Here is a 17,199-nt window from a genome sequence, read left to right on the forward strand (position 1 = left end):
CGATCGCGTATTGAATGAGCGGCCGGTCAACCAGCGTCATGATTTCCTTGGGAATCGATTTCGTGGCAGGCAGAAACCGGGTGCCCAGACCTGCAACCGGAAAGATCGCCTTGGTTACTTTTCTCTTCATTCTCCTGAACCTCACTTATCCATCATGTCGCTGCTGCATGACGGTTGGACGCCACTATGACACAGTTTCCGTAACGAAACATTCTCAACCAGCAGCATTGGGGAAGAATGAGGGCAAATTCATGGAATGTGGCGGTTTTGCCTGTCACGACTCGCCTATTGCGCGCAACGCGGCCACGCGCCGGGCTTCCCGGTTGACCCGCGCCCTGAAACCGGCCAGCCGGAACAGCGGCTCACTGCGCTCGCTGCGCCCGAAAAGACCGCCGACCTGCTCCCATACCCCCTCGGGACTGAGCCGCACCCGGTGAAATCGCGTGCTGGGCGAGAACAGGAAAAGGCTCACCGTCTCGCCCCGCGCCACCCGCTCGCGCGCTTCACGCCGCAATCGCCCTGCCTGCCATGAACGCCCCGACAGGACCACCGAAGGCCCCTTTGCCCCCGGGGCGGTCAGGAACTCGGCCTGCGGTGCCCCGATCCCGGGCAGCGGGGCAATCGCGCGCTGCTGGCCCTCGGCAAACCCGCCGGACAGGCTGGCAAAGATGCGCGGCACATCGGCCTCGTCGATCAACCCGCGCGCTTGCTGATCCTCCAGCCGCGCACGCTCATCGTTCTGCACTTCCTGCCAGCGCCGGGCACGCTGCTCTTCGGGGCAATGCTTGCGCAGGAACACCGCCCAACTCGCCCCGATCTCGTGCAGGTCGCGCACCGCGCGATCCGCGCTGCGCCGCAGGCTCGCGGCATAGGCGTGATGCACCTGCGCCATCGGCGCAATCGCCGTCGCCATGCCCGCCCGCGCCAGCCGCATGTTGAGATCGGTCTCGTCGAGATAGAACCGGAAATTCGGATCGAACCCGCCAATCCGGGCCAGACCCTGCCGTCGCAGCGCCATGTTGGTGCCCTCGGTCTTGACCGCCTGCCCCGGCCCCGGGTGCAGCACCGTGGGCTGCGCCTCGTCCACGCGCTGCGGTTCGGCCCGGCCACAGGCATCGACCATCCGCGCCTTCCACTGGAACGAGATCCCGTTGCGCCCGCGCACGAATCCGCCAGCCGCCGCGACATCGGGATTGGCAAAAGGCGCGGTCAGGAAACTGAGCCAGGTCGGCTCCGGCACCGCGTCATCGTCGATAAAGGCGACAATCTCGCCCGCCGCCTGCGCGATCCCGAGATTGCGCGCCGCCGATATGTTAGCCCGGTCGAACGGGATCAGCTTGGCCCGCCCGTCAAACCGGCTCGCCCGCACCGCATCCACTCCTTGCGGATCGGCCACCACCACGACCTCGAAGGCCGGGTATCGCAACCCCGCCACCCCGGTCAGGCACCAGATCAGGCTTTCGGGCCGGTCGCGGCTCACAATGACGACACTGACCGGCGGCGGGGTCATTCCATCCCCATCTCGCGCATCATCGCCTCGATCCGGGGCACGTCCTCGGGGTTGTTCAACTCCCAGAACTGCCGCCCCCGCGCCTCGACCTCGACGCACAGAACCGGCCGCCCCTGCTCCATGAAGCGCAACTGCTCCAACCCTTCCAGGGCTTCCAGCGGCCCCATCTCCCAGCCCGCATAATCATTCAGTGCCGCCGGGCGATAGGCATAGACGCCGACATGGTGAAACACCGGCGTCTCGTCCGCATCGTCATAGGTCTGCCCGGTGAACGGGACCACCTCTTTCGAGAAATAGAGCGCATGGCCCCGGCGGTCGAACACTGCCGTCGTGCCACCCACGCGCCCCGCCTGCCGGTCCGCCAGGAATCCGTTCAAGGCCCGCCCGTCACAGCGCAGCACCGGCGTCGCCACCTCGGCCGCCGGATCGCCGCGCAATCCTGCAATCAACCCTTCGACGAACCACGCCGGGGTCAGCGGCGCATCGCCCTGAAGGTTGACCACGATGTCATACCCCCCGCCCAGCGCCGCCAGCGCCTCGGCACAGCGTTCGGTGCCGTTGCGGCAGGTGGGCGAGGTCATCACCACCTCGGCCCCGAACCCTTCGGCCGCGTCGCGGATGCGGTCGTCATCGGTGGCCACCACCACCCGGTCCACACCGCTCACGCCACGCGCCGCCTCCCACGAGCGTTGGATCAGGCTCTTGGCCTCGCCCCCGGCACCGCGCAACGCGACCAGCGGCTTGCCCGGATAACGGGTCGAGGCATGGCGCGCCGGGATGACGATCAGGACGCTCATGCCGGTTTCAACGCCACGCTTGGCGCATGGGCGATGAAATAGGGGTTGAGATAACCCGGCTTGCCATAGCGCAGCGGCCTATGGTCATCGAACCGCACCACCTGCCCACCGGCCCCGAGGAGAACCGCATGGCCCGCAGCCGTGTCCCATTCCATGGTCGGCCCGACACGCGGGTAAAGATCGGCCTCGCCCGTGGCCACGAGGCACAGCTTGAGCGACGATCCCGCGCTCTTGAACTCCTTCACGGCATACTTGGCGATATAGTCGCGGGTCTCGTCCGTGAGATGCGATTTCGACGCCACCACCATCAGCGCGTCGTTGTTCGCCTCGGTCACCCGGATCGGGCGGGTGGCACCCGGCCTGACCGGATCGAACGGCCCCTCTTCCTCGATCGCGCTGCCATCGGGCAATGTATAGAACATCCGCTCTTTCGCCGGGGCATAGACGATCCCGCGCACCGGCACGCCACTCTCGACATAGGCGATGTTGACGGTGAAATCGCCGCGCCGGTTGATGAACTCCTTGGTCCCGTCCAGCGGATCGACGATCAGGAATGTCTCGCCGGTCTTGTCATGCGACGCGGCCTGTTCCTCGGTCACCAGCAGAACATCGGGAAAGGCGGCGCGCAGCCCCGCGCTGATCACCGCATCGGCGGCTTCGTCGGCCTCGGTCACCGGGCTTTCGTCCGACTTCACCTTCACCTCGAAATCGTCGGCCCGGTAAATATCCATGATCGTCTCGCCCGCCCTGAGGGCCAATTCGCGCATCACCGTGCTCAGTTTGTCATGATCCAAATCCGGGACTCCTTATTCCTGCGGCACTGGGCAGCTTTTATTGTCAAATTCACCTGTCCCCCTTATGATCCGCGGCTAACGGAACGGCAAGGAATCCGTTCCAGGATACAGGCGCCCGGCGGAGTAGTGTTGTCATGTTCGAACGACGGCCCCAAAGACGATCGAGTCTGACATCCGCCTTCATCATTTTCGAACTGGTCTATCACTCGATCGTGCGCTCGGTCCGCAAAAGCCATGGCAACGCGGTCATGGCGCTTCTGGTCAACATGATGCAGGTCGCGATCATGGTGGCGGTGTTCTACGTGATGTTCACGCTGCTGGGCCTGCGCCGCTCGGCCATTCGCGGCGATTTCCTGCTCTACATCATGTCGGGCATCTTTCTCTACATGACCCATGTCAAGACGCTGGGCGCGGTGGTCGGCTCCGAAGGGCCGTCCTCGCCGATGATGCAGCACGCGCCGATGAACACGATCGTGTCGATTCTCTCGGCGGCGCTGGGCGCGCTCTATATCCAGGTGCTGTCGCTTTTCGTGATCCTGTTCGGCTATTATGTCATCGTCAATCGCTTCGTGATCGAACAACCCGTTGCCGCCTTCGGGGCCTTTCTGATCGCGTGGTTCACCGGCTTTGCGCTGGGCATCGTGCTGCTGGCGATCAAGCCGTGGTTCCCGACATTCGTGTCGATCTTCACCACCTTCTACACCCGCGCCAACATGATCGCCTCGGGCAAGATGTTCGTCGCCAACACGCTGCCGGGGTACATGCTGGCGATGTTCGACTGGAACCCGCTGTTTCACGCCATCGACCAGGCCCGCGGCTTTGTCTTCGTGAATTATTTCCCGCGCTATTCGAATCTCGAATACCCGGTGATTGTCGGCATCACCCTCCTGATGCTCGGGCTGATCGGCGAGTTTTATACACGCCGCCACGCCTCGCTGAGCTGGGGCGCACGGCGTTAGGGCCGGTCACGATAAACTGGATTCGACCTGCCCGGAACGGCGGCGAAGCCGCCCGGGCAGCACACGGCCGCCCCCCGGCCGGGTGCTTTTGATAACGTGCGCGCCGCTTCGGGCGAGGGATGACGCTGCGGGATAAACTGCCCTACGCTGCCGTGATGAGCACCCGACCGCGGCCCTGTGCTGCCCTTCCGTCCGGCATCGGTCGAATCCGATTTATTGCGATCCGCCCGAACTGTGCGCGGCGCTGACGCGCCTCACGTCACCACCCGCAGCGTGAGGTTGATTCGCCCGCCATCCTTCAAAAGGGTGCTCGATGCGAACCTGATCCGATCCACCCCGTGATGGACAAGCCGCGCCGCGCCCCCGATCACCACCACGTCACCGCTCTCAAGCCAGATCGATTCGGTCTTGCCGCCGCGCTCGATATTGCCGACCCGGAACAGCCCCGCATCGCCCAGCGAGACCGACACCACCGGCTGCGCGAAATCCGCCTCGTCGCGATCCTGGTGCAGCCCCATCCGCGCGCCCTCGCCATAGTAATTGACGAGGCAGCATTCCGGCGCCCGCAGGCTGGGCGTTGCGCCCACCCCGAACCGTTCCCAGATATCCAACACCGCGCCCGGGATCGGCGGCCAGCTTGCGCCCGACGGGTGCCGCCGCTCGTAACGATAGCCGCGCCGGTCGCTGACCCAGCCGAAATCACCGGCGCTGGTCATCTTCACGCTCATCTGCTTGCCCCATCGCGTTTCGGGGTGAAACATCGGCGCCGCCCGGGCAATTTCGCACACCTGCTCGACCAGCCCAGCCTGCGCATCCGCATCCAGCGCCCCCCTGAAAACGGCCACGCCGCGCAGATCGATCCGGTCACATTCGCTCATCCCGACCCCTTAATACGTCGCTTTCTAGCGATTGGTGCAAAAAACACGGGTTATTTGCAATCTCTCGGCCATACCGGTGCTTGCAGCGCCAAAACCGCCTGCCTATATACGCCCGGAAGCGCCGTGAACCGGCGAAACCGGACACGGCACCCCAAACCGGGGGTGGATGCCATAATGGGTCCGGCCCTCGAAAATCGCCTTGAAGTAGAAGGGATCGAAAAACATGGCCAAAGTCATCGGTATTGACCTCGGAACCACCAACTCCTGCATCGCCATCATGGATGGTGCGCAACCGCGCGTGATCGAAAACGCGGAAGGGGCGCGAACGACCCCCTCGATCGTCGCATTCACCGACGATGAACGCCTCGTCGGCCAGTCGGCCAAACGTCAGGCCGTCACCAACCCAGAAAACACCATCTTCGGCGTCAAGCGCCTGATCGGTCGCCGTTTCGACGACAGCGATCTGGCCAAGGACAAGAAGAACATGCCGTTCAACGTCATCGACGGCGGCAACGGCGACGCCTGGGTCGAAGCCAAGGACGAGAAATATTCGCCGTCCCAGATTTCCGCCTTCATCCTCGGCAAGATGAAGGAAACCGCCGAAAGCTATCTCGGCGAAGAGGTGACGCAGGCCGTCATCACCGTGCCCGCCTATTTCAACGACGCCCAGCGTCAGGCGACCAAGGACGCGGGCAAGATCGCGGGCCTCGAAGTGCTGCGCATCATCAACGAACCCACCGCGGCCGCGCTGGCCTATGGGCTCGACAAGAAGGACACGCACACCATCGCGGTCTATGACCTTGGCGGCGGCACCTTCGACGTGACCATCCTCGAAATCGACGATGGCCTGTTCGAAGTGAAATCCACCAACGGCGACACCTTCCTCGGTGGCGAAGATTTCGACATGCGGATCGTCAACTACCTCGCTGACGAGTTCAAGAAAGAGCATGGCGTCGACCTGACCAAGGACAAGATGGCCCTGCAACGGCTCAAGGAAGCCGCCGAAAAGGCCAAGATCGAGCTGTCGAGCTCCAGCCAGACCGAGATCAACCAGCCGTTCATCTCGATGGACAAGGACACCGGACAGCCGCTGCACATGGTGATGAAGCTGACCCGGGCCAAGCTCGAAAGCCTCGTCTCCGACCTGATCAAGGCATCGCTCAAACCCTGCCAGGCCGCGCTCAAGGATGCCGGTCTCTCCAAGGATGACATCGACGAGGTCGTGCTTGTCGGCGGTCAGACCCGGATGCCCAAGGTGTTTGAAGAAGTGACCAAGTTCTTCGGCAAGGAACCCCACAAGGGCGTGAACCCCGACGAGGTCGTCGCCATGGGCGCCGCCATTCAGGCCGGCGTGCTTCAGGGCGATGTCAAGGACGTGGTCCTGCTCGACGTGACGCCGCTTTCGCTCGGCATCGAAACGCTGGGCGGCGTGTTCACCCGCCTCATTGACCGCAACACCACGATCCCCACCAAGAAGTCCCAGATCTTCTCGACCGCCGAAGACAACCAGTCGGCCGTGACGATCCGCGTCTTCCAGGGCGAGCGTGAAATGGCGACCGACAACAAGATGCTGGGTCAGTTCAACCTCGAAGACATCCCGCCCGCACCGCGCGGCATGCCCCAGATCGAGGTGACCTTCGACATCGACGCCAACGGCATCGTCTCGGTTTCGGCCAAGGACAAGGGCACCGGCAAGGAACACAAGATCACGATCCAGGCGTCGGGCGGTCTCTCGGACGACGACATCGACAAGATGGTCAAGGACGCCGAGGAAAACGCCGAGGCCGACAAGGCCCGTCGCGAACTCGTCGAGGCCCGCAACCAGGCGGAAAGCCTCATCCACTCGACCGAGAAATCCGTCGAGGAACATGCCGACAAGGTCGATCCGACCACGGTCGAGGCGATCGAACTGGCCATTGCCGCGCTCAAGGAAGATCTTGAGAAAGAGGACGTCAAGGCCGAGAAGATCAAGGCCGGCATCCAGAACGTGACCGAAGCGGCCATGAAACTGGGCGAGGCGATCTACAAGGCCAGCCAGGAAGAGGGCGATGACGAACCCTCCGCGGCCGATGCGGGGCCGGGCGACGACGACATCGTCGACGCCGATTTCGAAGACCTTGACGACGACAAGCGCGCGTAAGCGTTCAGGGACCTCAGGGGCCGGATCGCTGATCCGGTCCGGCCCCGACCGGTCTTTTGAAAGGGGATAACCCGATGGCAAAACGCGACTTCTACGATGTGCTCGGAGTGTCCAGGGGCGCGTCGACCGACGAGATCAAGAAGGCCTACCGCAAGAAGGCCAAAGAGCTTCACCCAGACCGCAACTCCGACAATCCGCAGGCCGAAGCCCAGTTCAAGGAAGCGAACGAGGCCTACGAGGTGTTGAAGGACGCCGAGAAAAAGGCCGCCTATGACCGGTTCGGCCACGCCGCCTTCGAGGGCGGCATGGGCGGCGGCGGTGCGCGCCATGGCGGGCATCCCGGACAGGGCGATTTCGCCTCGGCCTTCTCGGATGTGTTCGACGATCTCTTCGGCGATTTCATGGGCGGGCGCGGTGGCCCCGGCGGGCGGCAGCGTGCCACCCGCGGTGCCGACCTGCGCTATAACATGCGCATCACGCTGGAAGAGGCGTTCACGGGTCTGCAGAAAACCATCAACGTGCCCTCCTCGGTGCAATGCGATGTCTGTGACGGTAGCGGCGCCGAAAGCGGCTCGGAACCCAGCACCTGTCCGACCTGCTCGGGCATGGGCAAGGTCCGCGCGCAGCAGGGCTTTTTCACCGTCGAACGCACCTGCCCGACCTGTGGCGGGCTGGGCCAGATCATCCAGAACCCGTGCAAGGCCTGCCATGGCCAGGGCCGGGTTCACCGGGATCGTTCGCTGTCGGTGAACATTCCCGCGGGCGTCGAAACCGGCACCCGAATCCGCCTCGCCGGAGAGGGCGAGGCCGGGATGCGCGGTGGGCCCACGGGCGATCTTTTCATCTTCATCGAGGTGGAAAAGCACGGTCTCTTCGAGCGCGAAGGCAACGATCTTTTCTGCCGCGTGCCGGTCTCGATGGCCGCCGCCGCGCTGGGTGGCGATATCGAGGTGCCCACGATCGACGGCGGCCGTTCGCGCGTAAAGATTCCCGCCGGCTCGCAATCCGGCCGCCAGATGCGCCTGCGCGGCAAGGGCATGCCCGCCCTGCGCGGTGGCCCCGCGGGCGACATGTTCATCGAGCTTGCGGTCGAAACCCCGGTGAACCTCACCGCGCGGCAGAAAGATCTGCTCCGTGAATTCGAGGATCTCAGCGAAGAGAACAACCCGCAAAGCTCGTCCTTCTTTTCCTCGGTCAAGAGCTTCTGGGACGCGATGAAGGGTTGAGCCCGGAACAACCGCCGGGCGGCTTCGCCGCTGTTCCGGGCGGGGATGACTTGATCGACCCTCGCCGCCGAATCATCTTCAGGGTGCGTGTTCTCACGCACCCTTTCATTTTGCCTAACAAACACCGCGCGCCCTGTTCACGATTGCCCGGAACCGCGCGACCCGTTCCCCCGGCAGCCGGGCAGCAGCCGGGAGTCATACGCTTTTCACCCCCTCTTTTCGGGCAAAAAGAATCGTTAACCCTCGCGAAAATTAACCAATCCTTCACCACACCCGGCCCACACTCGGACCATGACCGGCACACCCCAGTTTTCCGAAGGCCCATTGCCCTTGTTCGACGATGACGAGGTTCAGATCGTTCCCGCCTTGCCATCCGGAAAGCGCCCCTCCTACATCGCCGATCATCGCAGACGTCTGCGCGCCCGCTTTCTCTCGGGCGGCGCGCAGGCGCTCCCGGATTACGAGGTGCTCGAACTGGTTCTGTTCCGCGCGATCCCGCGTCAGGATGTCAAGCCGCTGGCGCATAAGCTGCTGGAAACATTCGGTGATTTCAATCGTGTTCTCGCTGCCCCGCCCGCGCGACTGGCGCAGGTCAAGGGCGTGGGCGAGGCGGTGATTTGCGAGTTGAAGATCGTCGAGGCGGCGGCGCAGCGCCTCGCCCGCTCGCGCGTCATGCAGCGCCATGTCGTCTCCTCGTGGGATGCGCTCCTTGACTATTGCCACACCACGATGGCCCATCGCGACACCGAGCAATTTCGCGTCCTCTACCTCGACCGCAAGAACGTGCTCATCGCCGACGAGGAACAGGCGCGCGGCACCGTCGATCACGTCCCCGTCTATCCGCGCGAGGTCGTCAAACGCGCCCTCGAACTGAACGCTAGTGCCTTGATTCTGGTGCATAATCACCCATCCGGCGACCCCACGCCCAGCGCCGAGGACATCGCCATGACAGGGCAGGTCGAAGCCGCCGCGCGGGCCCTTGGGTTGGCCCTGCATGACCATCTCATCATCGGGAAATCCGCCGAACTCAGCTTCAGCGCCGAGGGTCTGCTCTAGCGCCCTAGCGCAACCAGACTTCAACCCGACGGTTGACCTGACGGCCCCAGCTACTGTCGTCACAGGCCATCGGCATCGCCTCGCCAAATCCCGTGTAACCCATTGTCAAACGGTCGAAATCCGCGGTCTTCGCTGCGGCGCGCACGGCCTTTTCCACTGCCTCGGCCCGGCGCTCGGAAATCGCCAGGTTGGGTGCGGCCGGTCCCATGCCGTCGCTGAAGCCGGCGAACAGGATCTCGCGCCCGTCATAACGCCCGGATTCCAACGCCCGGGCCAGCAATTCAACGTTCGACCGTGACTGCGCATCGAGCTTGACCGACCCGGCCTCGAACCGAAAGGACGTCGATAACCGCTTCATATTCCCAAGCTTTTTCAGCATCGCCTGAAGCTCGTCAAGCCCGATCTCCGGCCCCGCCCCGGCAATCGCATTGGCCAGCCGATCCCCCTGCGCAGCGATAGCAATCTCTTCGGGCGCCTGGTCAATGAACCCCGCCCGCCGGATCACCATCTGGGCCTGGGGACTGCGCGTGTAAGACAGGAACTCGCGCGCCAGTTTGGGCAGGCGTCGCGCCGGCAGGTAGAGGAACATCGGCGCGGTCAGGGGATAGTCTTCGGTCTTGATCGTGCGCCGTGTCGCCGCCAGGGGAAAACCGCAACCTCCTTTCAGAACAAGGGTTTGCGCGTTCCCCGTCGCGGATTTTCTCGCGATACCCAGGGCAAAGGGATCTGTCGCCACGGCCTTGGCCAGCGCCTTGTCACTCCTGTGCCGCGTGGCATCACGCGCGAGGTCCAGCCCGGCCGGACCCAGAATGCGATCCTCGACCGCCTGCCCCGTCCCCGAAGCGGCATCGCGCAGGTGCAGGCTGATCGGCGCATCCGGTCCGCCAAGTTCCTGCCAATTGGAAATATTCCCTGCAAATGCTTGTGAAAGCTCGACAATACTGATGCTCTCGACCGGGTTCCCCGGCGCCGCCACGGCCACCAGTGCATCAAGCGCCAGCACCCGGCTTCGCGACCGGCCTGTCAGATCGCCCAGCCCCGCATCGCGGGCAAACTGCGCCTCTTCCGGTCGGATCTCGCGCAACGCCAAGGCAATATCGGCCTCATCGGCCAGAAGATCGGCAAAACCCTCATCGGTGTTGGTCAGCCTGAATCGAAACCGCCCCTTTTCCGCCCCACCGTTCCTGTCAGACAGAATATAGACAAAGGCGTTGCCGCCCTCGTCCTCGCGCCGCGCCTCAAACCCGTGCCGAAGGGCAAAGGCCTCGATCAGGGCGGGCAACAGCAGATCGCCCATCGTTGCCGCGCCCGAGATGGTCAATTCGGCAACGAAATCAATCAGGTTGGGACAGCCCGGCCCTTCGCATGTGACGCCTGATCCATCGACGGTCAATTCGCCATAAATCGTATCGACGCGATAGAACTCGCCGTCAAACCCGAGCATCGTGCCGCTCAACTCGATCGCGCCGTCGCGTGACCTGAGGGTCACGTCATTTGCGGTCACGGGCGGGACAGCGGCCAAAAGGAAAAGTGCGGCGAAGACCGCCGCACAGACCATGGTTTTCACGATGACCTCGATCAGGGCGAAGTGGCGAATTCAGTTACGCGCCACTTTCAGGTCATTGACGAAGTTTTTCAACACAAGAAAATCACCAATCGCATCGCAATCCGGCATCGTCAGGCTCAGCGACCGCACATCGAGATCGCCAGCCGCACCTGTCTGCAACGCCTTTGCGTCGACCGGGCGCCCGCAATTGTGGTTGGTCACCTCGATCTCGACGCTCAGTTGCACCTGTCCGTCATCCTGCGCGATTCCGGTGGGAAAGGTGTATATTTCGGCCATTCGGGCGTTATCCATCGTCGGATCGCCGAGCGTGATCAGGAAGCCGCCCTTGCCGGTCGCGGCGTTCTCGATGCCGCCTGCCGCACCGGACCAGACATGGCCGCGATCCGAATAGCCCGCGCCATATTCCAGCGCATGAAGGGTGATCGCGCTGTCACTGTCCGACTGGATGACGACCCGGTCATAGAAGGAAAGCGAACTGACCGTGGCGCTGGCGGAAACCGCGTGACCGTCAAGGAAGGTCGCGGTGATCTGCGCCTCTTCATCGAGGGCGGGGATCGTGACTTCAAGCAGTCCCCGGGCATCCGTCGCCTCGGAGAAGACCATGTCGGCATGATCCAGCGTCACACGTTCGTTGGGCAGGCAGTCCGCGTTGATAACCACGTTGATCAGCGCGGCGGCCATGGTTTCGACTGTCATTTCCGGATCGCAGCCTTGCAAATCGTCAGGCTCGTTGGCCGCGCGTTTCTCTGCCGGCCGTCCGGTTTCAGGCTCGACCGCAATCGTCAACTCATCCAGCGCGGCAGTCTGGAAACCGGTTTGGCCTGCATTCTCCTCCGATTGCATTTGCTTCGGTTCCCGAACCACGGGGTCGTCCCCGACCGCTTTCGAGGCGCCCATCTCGGACGTATCTTCAAGCGCGGCAATCTCCATCGGTGCCGTATCTTCTGTCGCTGGCGCTTCGGCTGACACCGTGGCTGGCGGCGAAAGGGCAATTTCGGTCGTGCCGGGCGTGCTTGACGCGGTCAATTCGGCACTGGGCAACTCGACCTTTTCGTCCGCCGACTTGGTCACAACCTGGTTCAGCGCGGCCTGGCTTGGCCCCGACTGGCCAGTCTGCATGAAAAAGCCGATTCCGGCGATCGCAAAAAGCGTGCCACCAATGGTGATTATACGTTTCCGGTCCGGCATGACTGCCTCCAATACCCCTTATTCAACAGGAGTATCGGCAGGAAAAGCGGCGCCGTTGTGGCCCGTTGAAGGAGTCATCTTGACCCCTTCAAGGCATATACGTGCTTACTGCAACCGGCCGTGGCAATGCTTGAACTTCTTGCCCGACCCGCAGGGGCAGGGTGCGTTGCGCCCCGGGTTGCCCCATGTCGACGGGTCGTTCTCGTCAAACCCTTCGGCGGCGGCTTCGGGGTTCGGCGCAGCACCCGCCGTCGCGGCCTCGGTTTGCTGGTCCAGCATCTGCCGCTGTTGCTGCATCTGGGCCATCATCTGCGCCTGTTCTTCCTCGCTCAGCGGCCGCACCTGCGCCAGCGTCTTGGTCACATCGGTGCGCAGGCTATCGAGCATCCCCTCGAAAAGCTGAAAGCCCTCGGTCTTGTACTCGTTCAGGGGATCGCGCTGGGCATAGCCGCGGAAGCCGACGACGCTGCGCAGATGTTCGAGCGTCAACAGATGCTCGCGCCACTTCGTGTCGATGGTCTGAAGCAGAACCTGCTTTTCGATCGAGCGCATGTTCTCGGGGCCGAATGCGGCGGCCTTCTTGGCCATGAACTCGTCCGACGCTTTCTCAAGCCGTTCGGTGATTTCCTCGTCGTCGACGCCTTCCTCGGCGACCCAGTCCGTCACCGGCACGTCAATGCCCAGATGTTCCTGCGCCGCGGCATGAAGTCCCTCGCCGTCCCATTGGTCGGCATAGCTCTTGGGCGGGATATAGGTCTCGACCAGGTCGTCGATGACCTCGTTTCGCATGTCACGCACGATCGCCGACAGGTCTTCGGCCTTCATGATATCGAGCCGCTGCTTGAACACGACCTTGCGCTGCTCGTTCATCACGTCGTCGTATTTCAAAAGCTGTTTGCGGATGTCGAAATTGCGCGCCTCGACCTTGGCCTGTGCGCGTTCCAGGCTCTTGTTCACCCACGGGTGGACGATGGCCTCGCCCTCTTTCATCCCAAGCTTCGAGAGCACCTTGTCGAGCCGCTCCGAGCCGAAGATGCGCATCAGGTCATCTTCGAGGCTGAGGAAGAACGCGCTGCGCCCCGGGTCGCCCTGACGGCCCGAGCGGCCGCGCAACTGGTTGTCGATGCGGCGGCTTTCATGCCGTTCGGTGGCCAGAACAAAGAGACCCCCGGCCTCCTTGACCTTCTTCTCGTCCTCGGCGTGTTCCGCCTCGATCCGGCTGCGGATCTCTTCGGGGTCGGCCTCCGGGTCGGCTTCGATCGCTTCCATGATCTTGAAATCGACATTGCCGCCCAGCTTGATGTCGGTGCCCCGCCCCGCCATGTTCGTGGCTATGGTGACGGCGCCGAACTTGCCGGCATCGGCGATGATCTGGGCCTCTTTCTCGTGCTGGCGGGCGTTCAGGACGTTGTGCACGATCCCGGCCTCGGTGAGCATCTCCGACAGCAGCTCGGATTTCTCGATGCTGGTCGTGCCGACCAGAAGCGGCTGGCCCTTGGTGTTGGCCTCCCGAATGGTTTCGACAACGGCGTCGTATTTCTCGGCGGTGGTGCGATAGACCGCGTCATCCTCATCGACTCGGGCGATCGGCTGGTTGGTCGGCACTTCGACCACGCCCAGACCGTAGATTTCGGCGAATTCCGCGGCTTCCGTGACCGCCGTGCCGGTCATGCCCGACAGTTTCTCGTAAAGCCGGAAATAGTTCTGGAACGTGACCGAGGCGAGGGTGATGTTCTCGGGCTGGATGTTACAGCCTTCCTTGGCCTCGATTGCCTGGTGAAGCCCGTCCGACAACCGCCGCCCCGGCATCATCCGCCCGGTGAATTCGTCGATCAGCACCACGTCGCCGTCACGAACGATGTAATCCTTGTCCCGGGTAAAAAGCTTGTGCGCGCGCAGGCCCTGGTTGACGTGGTGCACGATGGTTGTGCTCTCGGGGTCGTAGAGGTTCTGCTCCTCGGGCAAAAGCCCGCGCGACTTCAATTGCTCTTCGAGCCATTCGTTGCCTTCGTCGGTAAAGGTCACGTTGCGGGTTTTCTCGTCGATCGTGAAATGATCATCCACCAGGTCGGGGATCAGCCGGTCAACGGAAACGTAAAGCTCCGAACGATCCTGCGACGGCCCCGAGATGATCAGCGGCGTGCGCGCCTCGTCGATCAGGATGCTGTCGACCTCGTCCACGATGGCAAATCCATGCCCGCGCTGCGCCATTTCATCGAGCGAGGATTTCATGTTGTCGCGCAGGTAATCGAAGCCCAGCTCGTTATTGGTGGCATAGGTCACGTCACAGCGATAGGCGTCACGCTTTTCGGCCTCGGGCTGCTGCGGATAGATCACGCCGGTGGTCAGGCCCAGCGCGCCATAGACCTTGCCCATCCATTCCGCATCACGCTTGGCGAGGTAGTCGTTGACCGTGACGATATGCACGCCCTTGCCGGTCAGCGCATTGAGATAGGCGGGCAGCGTCGCAACGAGTGTCTTGCCCTCGCCGGTCTTCATCTCGCTGATATTGCCCTGGTGCAGGAAAATGCCGCCCATCAACTGCACGTCAAAGGCCCGAAGGCCCAGTGCACGCTTGGCCGCCTCGCGACAGTTGGCAAAGGCTTCGGGCAACAGGTCGTCAAGGCTCTCGCCGCCCTTCGCGCGGTCGGAGAGCTCTGTCGTCTTGTCCTTCAACCCCTCGTCCGACAGGGCCTCGAACTCGGGCTCAAGGGCATTGATCTTGTCGATGATCGGACGGGTCGCCTTGATTTTTCGGTCGTTCGGCGTACCGAAGACCTTTTTCGTAAGCGTTCCAAATCCCAGCATGTTCCATCCGATCCGGCTATTGACATTATCGTGGTCGGCAACTGCTTGCCCCTCCATTTCGCAGCCCCTACAACGGGCACCAAAGAGCGGCTTTTGCCTGTGTCTTAAGGCGATGTAAGGGGCGGCTCTGGCAGTGTCAACGTCGCGTTCCCGCGCGACAACAGCAAAGGACAACCCGATGTCGAAACGTCTCTCTTTCCTCGCCGCGCCGCTTTTCGCACTGGCCGTTACCGGCGCCGCTCCGCTCATGGCCGATGACGCACCCACGGCCGACACGGTGATCGCCACCGTCAACGGCACCGAGATCACGCTCGGGCACATGATCCTGATGCGCAACAATTTGCCGCAGCAATATGCGCAGCTTCCCGATGACGTGCTGTTTCAGGGCGTGCTCGATCAACTCGTGCATCAGACCATCCTGATGCAATCCTATGACGACGCGATGCCCGACCGGGTCAAGACCGCGCTCGAGAACGAAGAACGCTCGCTCATGGCCGCCGAGGCGATCCAGGCGACCCTTGATTCCGCGCTGTCCGACGACGTGCTGCGCGCCGCCTATGAAGAGCAGTATGCCGACGCCACGCCGGGCACGGAATACAATGCCGCCCATATCCTCGTCGAAACCGAGGACGAGGCCCGCGCCATCCTGTCCGAGCTTGAAGGCGGCGCCGATTTCGCCACCCTCGCACGTGAGAAATCGACCGGCCCGTCCGGCCCCGATGGCGGTAACTTGGGCTGGTTCGGCGAAGGCATGATGGTCCCGTCCTTCGAAGAGGCGGTGATGGCGCTTGATGTCGGCGACCTCTCGGCCCCGATCGAGACCCAGTTCGGCTGGCACGTGATCAAGCTCAACGAAACCCGGGTCAAGGATGCGCCCGCATTCGAGGATGTCCGCGGCGAGATCGAAAGCGGTCTCCAGTCCGAGGTGATCGAGGCCCGCATCGGCGAGTTGACCGAGAAAGCCACCATTGACCGGTCCGGCGAAACCGGTATTGATCCGGCCATCCTGAAAGACACCTCTCTGCTGGAGAACTGATCCCTTGGCCAAGACGCTGAAACGCTCCCCGCTCGCGCCTGCGGGCTTTCCCGCCCTGCCGGTGATCGGCGGGGTCGCGTTTGCCACCGTCGCCGCCGGGGTGCGCTATGCCGGGCGCAGCGATGTCATGCTGGCGCGGCTGGCCCCCGGAACTGCGGTTGCCGGGGTGTTCACCCAATCCGCCACCCGGTCCGCGGCAGTGCTCGATTGCCAGGCCAAGATCGGCAGCGATGCGACCGAGGGCGCGGCGATCATCGTCAATGCCGGAAACGCCAACGCCTTTACCGGTACGAATGGCACCGCGGCGGCCCGCCGCGTGACCCAAGGCGTGGCCGACGCGCTGAACCTGCCCGAGGCGCGCGTCTTTTCCGCCTCGACCGGCGTCATCGGCGAGGTGCTTCCCGATGAACGGATCACCTCGAAACTCTCCGATCTGGCCGCGTCCCTCGACGAAACCGGAATCGAGGCGGCGGCACAGGCCATCACGACCACCGACACCTTTCCCAAGGGCGCGTCAGCCAGTTTCAAGCGCGACGGCAAAACGGTGAACATCGCCGGTATAGCCAAGGGATCGGGCATGATCGCGCCCGACATGGCGACGATGCTGGTCTATATCTTCACCGACGCGGCGATTGCGCAACCCGCGCTTCAGGCGATGCTGTCCGACCTCACCGGCCCGACCTTCAACTCGATCACCGTCGACAGCGACACCTCGACCTCCGACACCCTCCTGCTGGCCGCCACCGGGGCCAGCGGCGTTGCAATCGGCGACAACGATGCCGAGTTTCGCAGCGCGCTCCATTCGGTCATGCTCGACCTTGCCCATCAGGTCGTGCGCGACGGCGAAGGCGCCACCAAGTTCGTTGAAATCACCGTCACCGGCGCCGCTTCGGATGCCGACGCGAAAACCCATGCGCTTTCCATCGCCAACTCGCCACTGGTCAAGACCGCCATCGCCGGCGAAGATCCGAACTGGGGTCGCATCGTCATGGCGGTCGGCAAATCCGGCGCTGCCGCCGACCGTGACCGGCTCAGCATCCGTTTCGGCGATGTTCTCGTGGCTGAAAAGGGCTGGGTCGCGCCGGGCTATCGCGAAGAAGACGCCGCCGACCTGATGAAGCGCGACGAGATCGTGATTTCCGTCGATGTCGGCCTTGGCGCGGGCGCGGCCACGGTCTGGACCTGCGATCTCACCCACGGCTATATCGACATCAACGCCGATTACCGCTCGTGACGACGC

Annotated in this window: 13 protein-coding genes and 1 pseudogene; 6 read left to right on the forward strand and 8 right to left on the reverse strand. The window is 63.3% G+C overall.

From position 1 onward, the window contains the following. From FLO80_RS23235 to cysQ, 4 genes and pseudogenes are all read right to left on the reverse strand, one after another. Positions 1-130, reverse strand: a pseudogene (locus tag FLO80_RS23235) (UTP--glucose-1-phosphate uridylyltransferase); the annotation flags it as partial. A gap of 144 nt (positions 131-274) precedes the next feature. Continuing rightward, on the reverse strand, positions 275-1,510 hold the full coding sequence (locus FLO80_RS15770; protein ID WP_111364345.1) for a glycosyltransferase family 2 protein: 1,236 nt from the start codon (positions 1,508-1,510) through the stop codon (positions 275-277). Continuing rightward, positions 1,507-2,307, reverse strand: coding sequence for a 3-deoxy-manno-octulosonate cytidylyltransferase (locus FLO80_RS15775; protein ID WP_111364343.1), 801 nt, complete (start codon positions 2,305-2,307; stop codon positions 1,507-1,509). The genes FLO80_RS15770 and FLO80_RS15775 overlap by 4 nt, the downstream gene beginning before the upstream one ends. Continuing rightward, on the reverse strand, positions 2,304-3,101 hold the full coding sequence (gene cysQ, locus FLO80_RS15780; protein WP_111364341.1) for a 3'(2'),5'-bisphosphate nucleotidase CysQ: 798 nt from the start codon (positions 3,099-3,101) through the stop codon (positions 2,304-2,306). The genes FLO80_RS15775 and cysQ overlap by 4 nt, the downstream gene beginning before the upstream one ends. A 134-nt stretch (positions 3,102-3,235) precedes the next feature. On the opposite strand from cysQ, the gene FLO80_RS15785 reads away from it, so the two are divergent. Further along, positions 3,236-4,060 carry an ABC transporter permease gene (locus FLO80_RS15785; protein WP_111364339.1) on the forward strand — a complete coding sequence of 275 codons (825 nt, stop codon included), beginning with the start codon at positions 3,236-3,238 and terminating at the stop codon, positions 4,058-4,060. 254 nt (positions 4,061-4,314) lie between these two features. Here FLO80_RS15785 and FLO80_RS15790 read toward each other — a convergent pair whose 3' ends face one another. Continuing rightward, positions 4,315-4,938 carry an alpha-ketoglutarate-dependent dioxygenase AlkB family protein gene (locus FLO80_RS15790; protein WP_111364337.1) on the reverse strand — a complete coding sequence of 208 codons (624 nt, stop codon included), beginning with the start codon at positions 4,936-4,938 and terminating at the stop codon, positions 4,315-4,317. Positions 4,939-5,161: 223 nt separating this feature from the next. Here FLO80_RS15790 and dnaK point away from each other — a divergent pair, with 223 nt between their 5' ends. From dnaK to radC, 3 genes are all read left to right on the forward strand, one after another. Further along, positions 5,162-7,078, forward strand: a complete 1,917-nt coding sequence (dnaK, locus tag FLO80_RS15795; protein ID WP_111364334.1) for a molecular chaperone DnaK — start codon at positions 5,162-5,164, stop codon at positions 7,076-7,078. Between the two features lie 74 nt (positions 7,079-7,152). Further along, positions 7,153-8,304: a molecular chaperone DnaJ gene (gene dnaJ, locus FLO80_RS15800; protein ID WP_111364332.1), complete on the forward strand. Its 1,152-nt coding sequence runs from the start codon at positions 7,153-7,155 to the stop codon at positions 8,302-8,304. 291 nt (positions 8,305-8,595) lie between these two features. After that, positions 8,596-9,360: a RadC family protein gene (gene radC, locus FLO80_RS15805; protein WP_111364330.1), complete on the forward strand. Its 765-nt coding sequence runs from the start codon at positions 8,596-8,598 to the stop codon at positions 9,358-9,360. Positions 9,361-9,364: 4 nt separating this feature from the next. On the opposite strand, the gene FLO80_RS15810 is transcribed toward radC, so the two are convergent. From FLO80_RS15810 to secA, 3 genes are all read right to left on the reverse strand, one after another. Beyond that, the gene (locus tag FLO80_RS15810; protein WP_111364328.1) at positions 9,365-10,918 is read right to left on the reverse strand and encodes a substrate-binding domain-containing protein; all 1,554 of its coding nucleotides are present in this window, start codon (positions 10,916-10,918) and stop codon (positions 9,365-9,367) included. A gap of 39 nt (positions 10,919-10,957) precedes the next feature. Next, positions 10,958-12,115, reverse strand: a complete 1,158-nt coding sequence (locus FLO80_RS15815; RefSeq protein WP_111364326.1) for a translocase — start codon at positions 12,113-12,115, stop codon at positions 10,958-10,960. 105 nt (positions 12,116-12,220) lie between these two features. Beyond that, positions 12,221-14,923: a preprotein translocase subunit SecA gene (gene secA / locus FLO80_RS15820; protein ID WP_111364945.1), complete on the reverse strand. Its 2,703-nt coding sequence runs from the start codon at positions 14,921-14,923 to the stop codon at positions 12,221-12,223. A gap of 178 nt (positions 14,924-15,101) precedes the next feature. Here secA and FLO80_RS15825 point away from each other — a divergent pair, with 178 nt between their 5' ends. After that, positions 15,102-15,959, forward strand: a complete 858-nt coding sequence (locus FLO80_RS15825) for a foldase protein PrsA (protein ID WP_111364324.1) — start codon at positions 15,102-15,104, stop codon at positions 15,957-15,959. A gap of 4 nt (positions 15,960-15,963) precedes the next feature. Beyond that, on the forward strand, positions 15,964-17,193 hold the full coding sequence (gene argJ, locus FLO80_RS15830; RefSeq protein WP_111364322.1) for a bifunctional glutamate N-acetyltransferase/amino-acid acetyltransferase ArgJ: 1,230 nt from the start codon (positions 15,964-15,966) through the stop codon (positions 17,191-17,193). Positions 17,194-17,199 lie beyond the last annotated feature (6 nt).

Origin of the sequence: Aquicoccus porphyridii, from assembly GCF_008369105.1 — a bacterium.
GTDB classification, from domain to species: domain Bacteria; phylum Pseudomonadota; class Alphaproteobacteria; order Rhodobacterales; family Rhodobacteraceae; genus Aquicoccus; species Aquicoccus porphyridii.

What these genes read in the sequence shown, in the direction of transcription:
- FLO80_RS15770 (WP_111364345.1), bottom strand. Translation starts at nt 1,510, where the DNA reads ATGACCCCGCCGCCGGTCAGTGTCGTCATTGTGAGCCGCGACCGGCCC.
- FLO80_RS15775 (WP_111364343.1), bottom strand. Translation starts at nt 2,307, where the DNA reads ATGAGCGTCCTGATCGTCATCCCGGCGCGCCATGCCTCGACCCGTTAT.
- FLO80_RS15785 (WP_111364339.1), top strand. Translation starts at nt 3,236, where the DNA reads ATGTTCGAACGACGGCCCCAAAGACGATCGAGTCTGACATCCGCCTTC.
- FLO80_RS15790 (WP_111364337.1), bottom strand. Translation starts at nt 4,938, where the DNA reads ATGAGCGAATGTGACCGGATCGATCTGCGCGGCGTGGCCGTTTTCAGG.
- dnaK (WP_111364334.1), top strand. Translation starts at nt 5,162, where the DNA reads ATGGCCAAAGTCATCGGTATTGACCTCGGAACCACCAACTCCTGCATC.
- dnaJ (WP_111364332.1), top strand. Translation starts at nt 7,153, where the DNA reads ATGGCAAAACGCGACTTCTACGATGTGCTCGGAGTGTCCAGGGGCGCG.
- radC (WP_111364330.1), top strand. Translation starts at nt 8,596, where the DNA reads ATGACCGGCACACCCCAGTTTTCCGAAGGCCCATTGCCCTTGTTCGAC.
- FLO80_RS15810 (WP_111364328.1), bottom strand. Translation starts at nt 10,918, where the DNA reads ATGGTCTGTGCGGCGGTCTTCGCCGCACTTTTCCTTTTGGCCGCTGTC.
- FLO80_RS15815 (WP_111364326.1), bottom strand. Translation starts at nt 12,115, where the DNA reads ATGCCGGACCGGAAACGTATAATCACCATTGGTGGCACGCTTTTTGCG.
- secA (WP_111364945.1), bottom strand. Translation starts at nt 14,923, where the DNA reads ATGCTGGGATTTGGAACGCTTACGAAAAAGGTCTTCGGTACGCCGAAC.
- FLO80_RS15825 (WP_111364324.1), top strand. Translation starts at nt 15,102, where the DNA reads ATGTCGAAACGTCTCTCTTTCCTCGCCGCGCCGCTTTTCGCACTGGCC.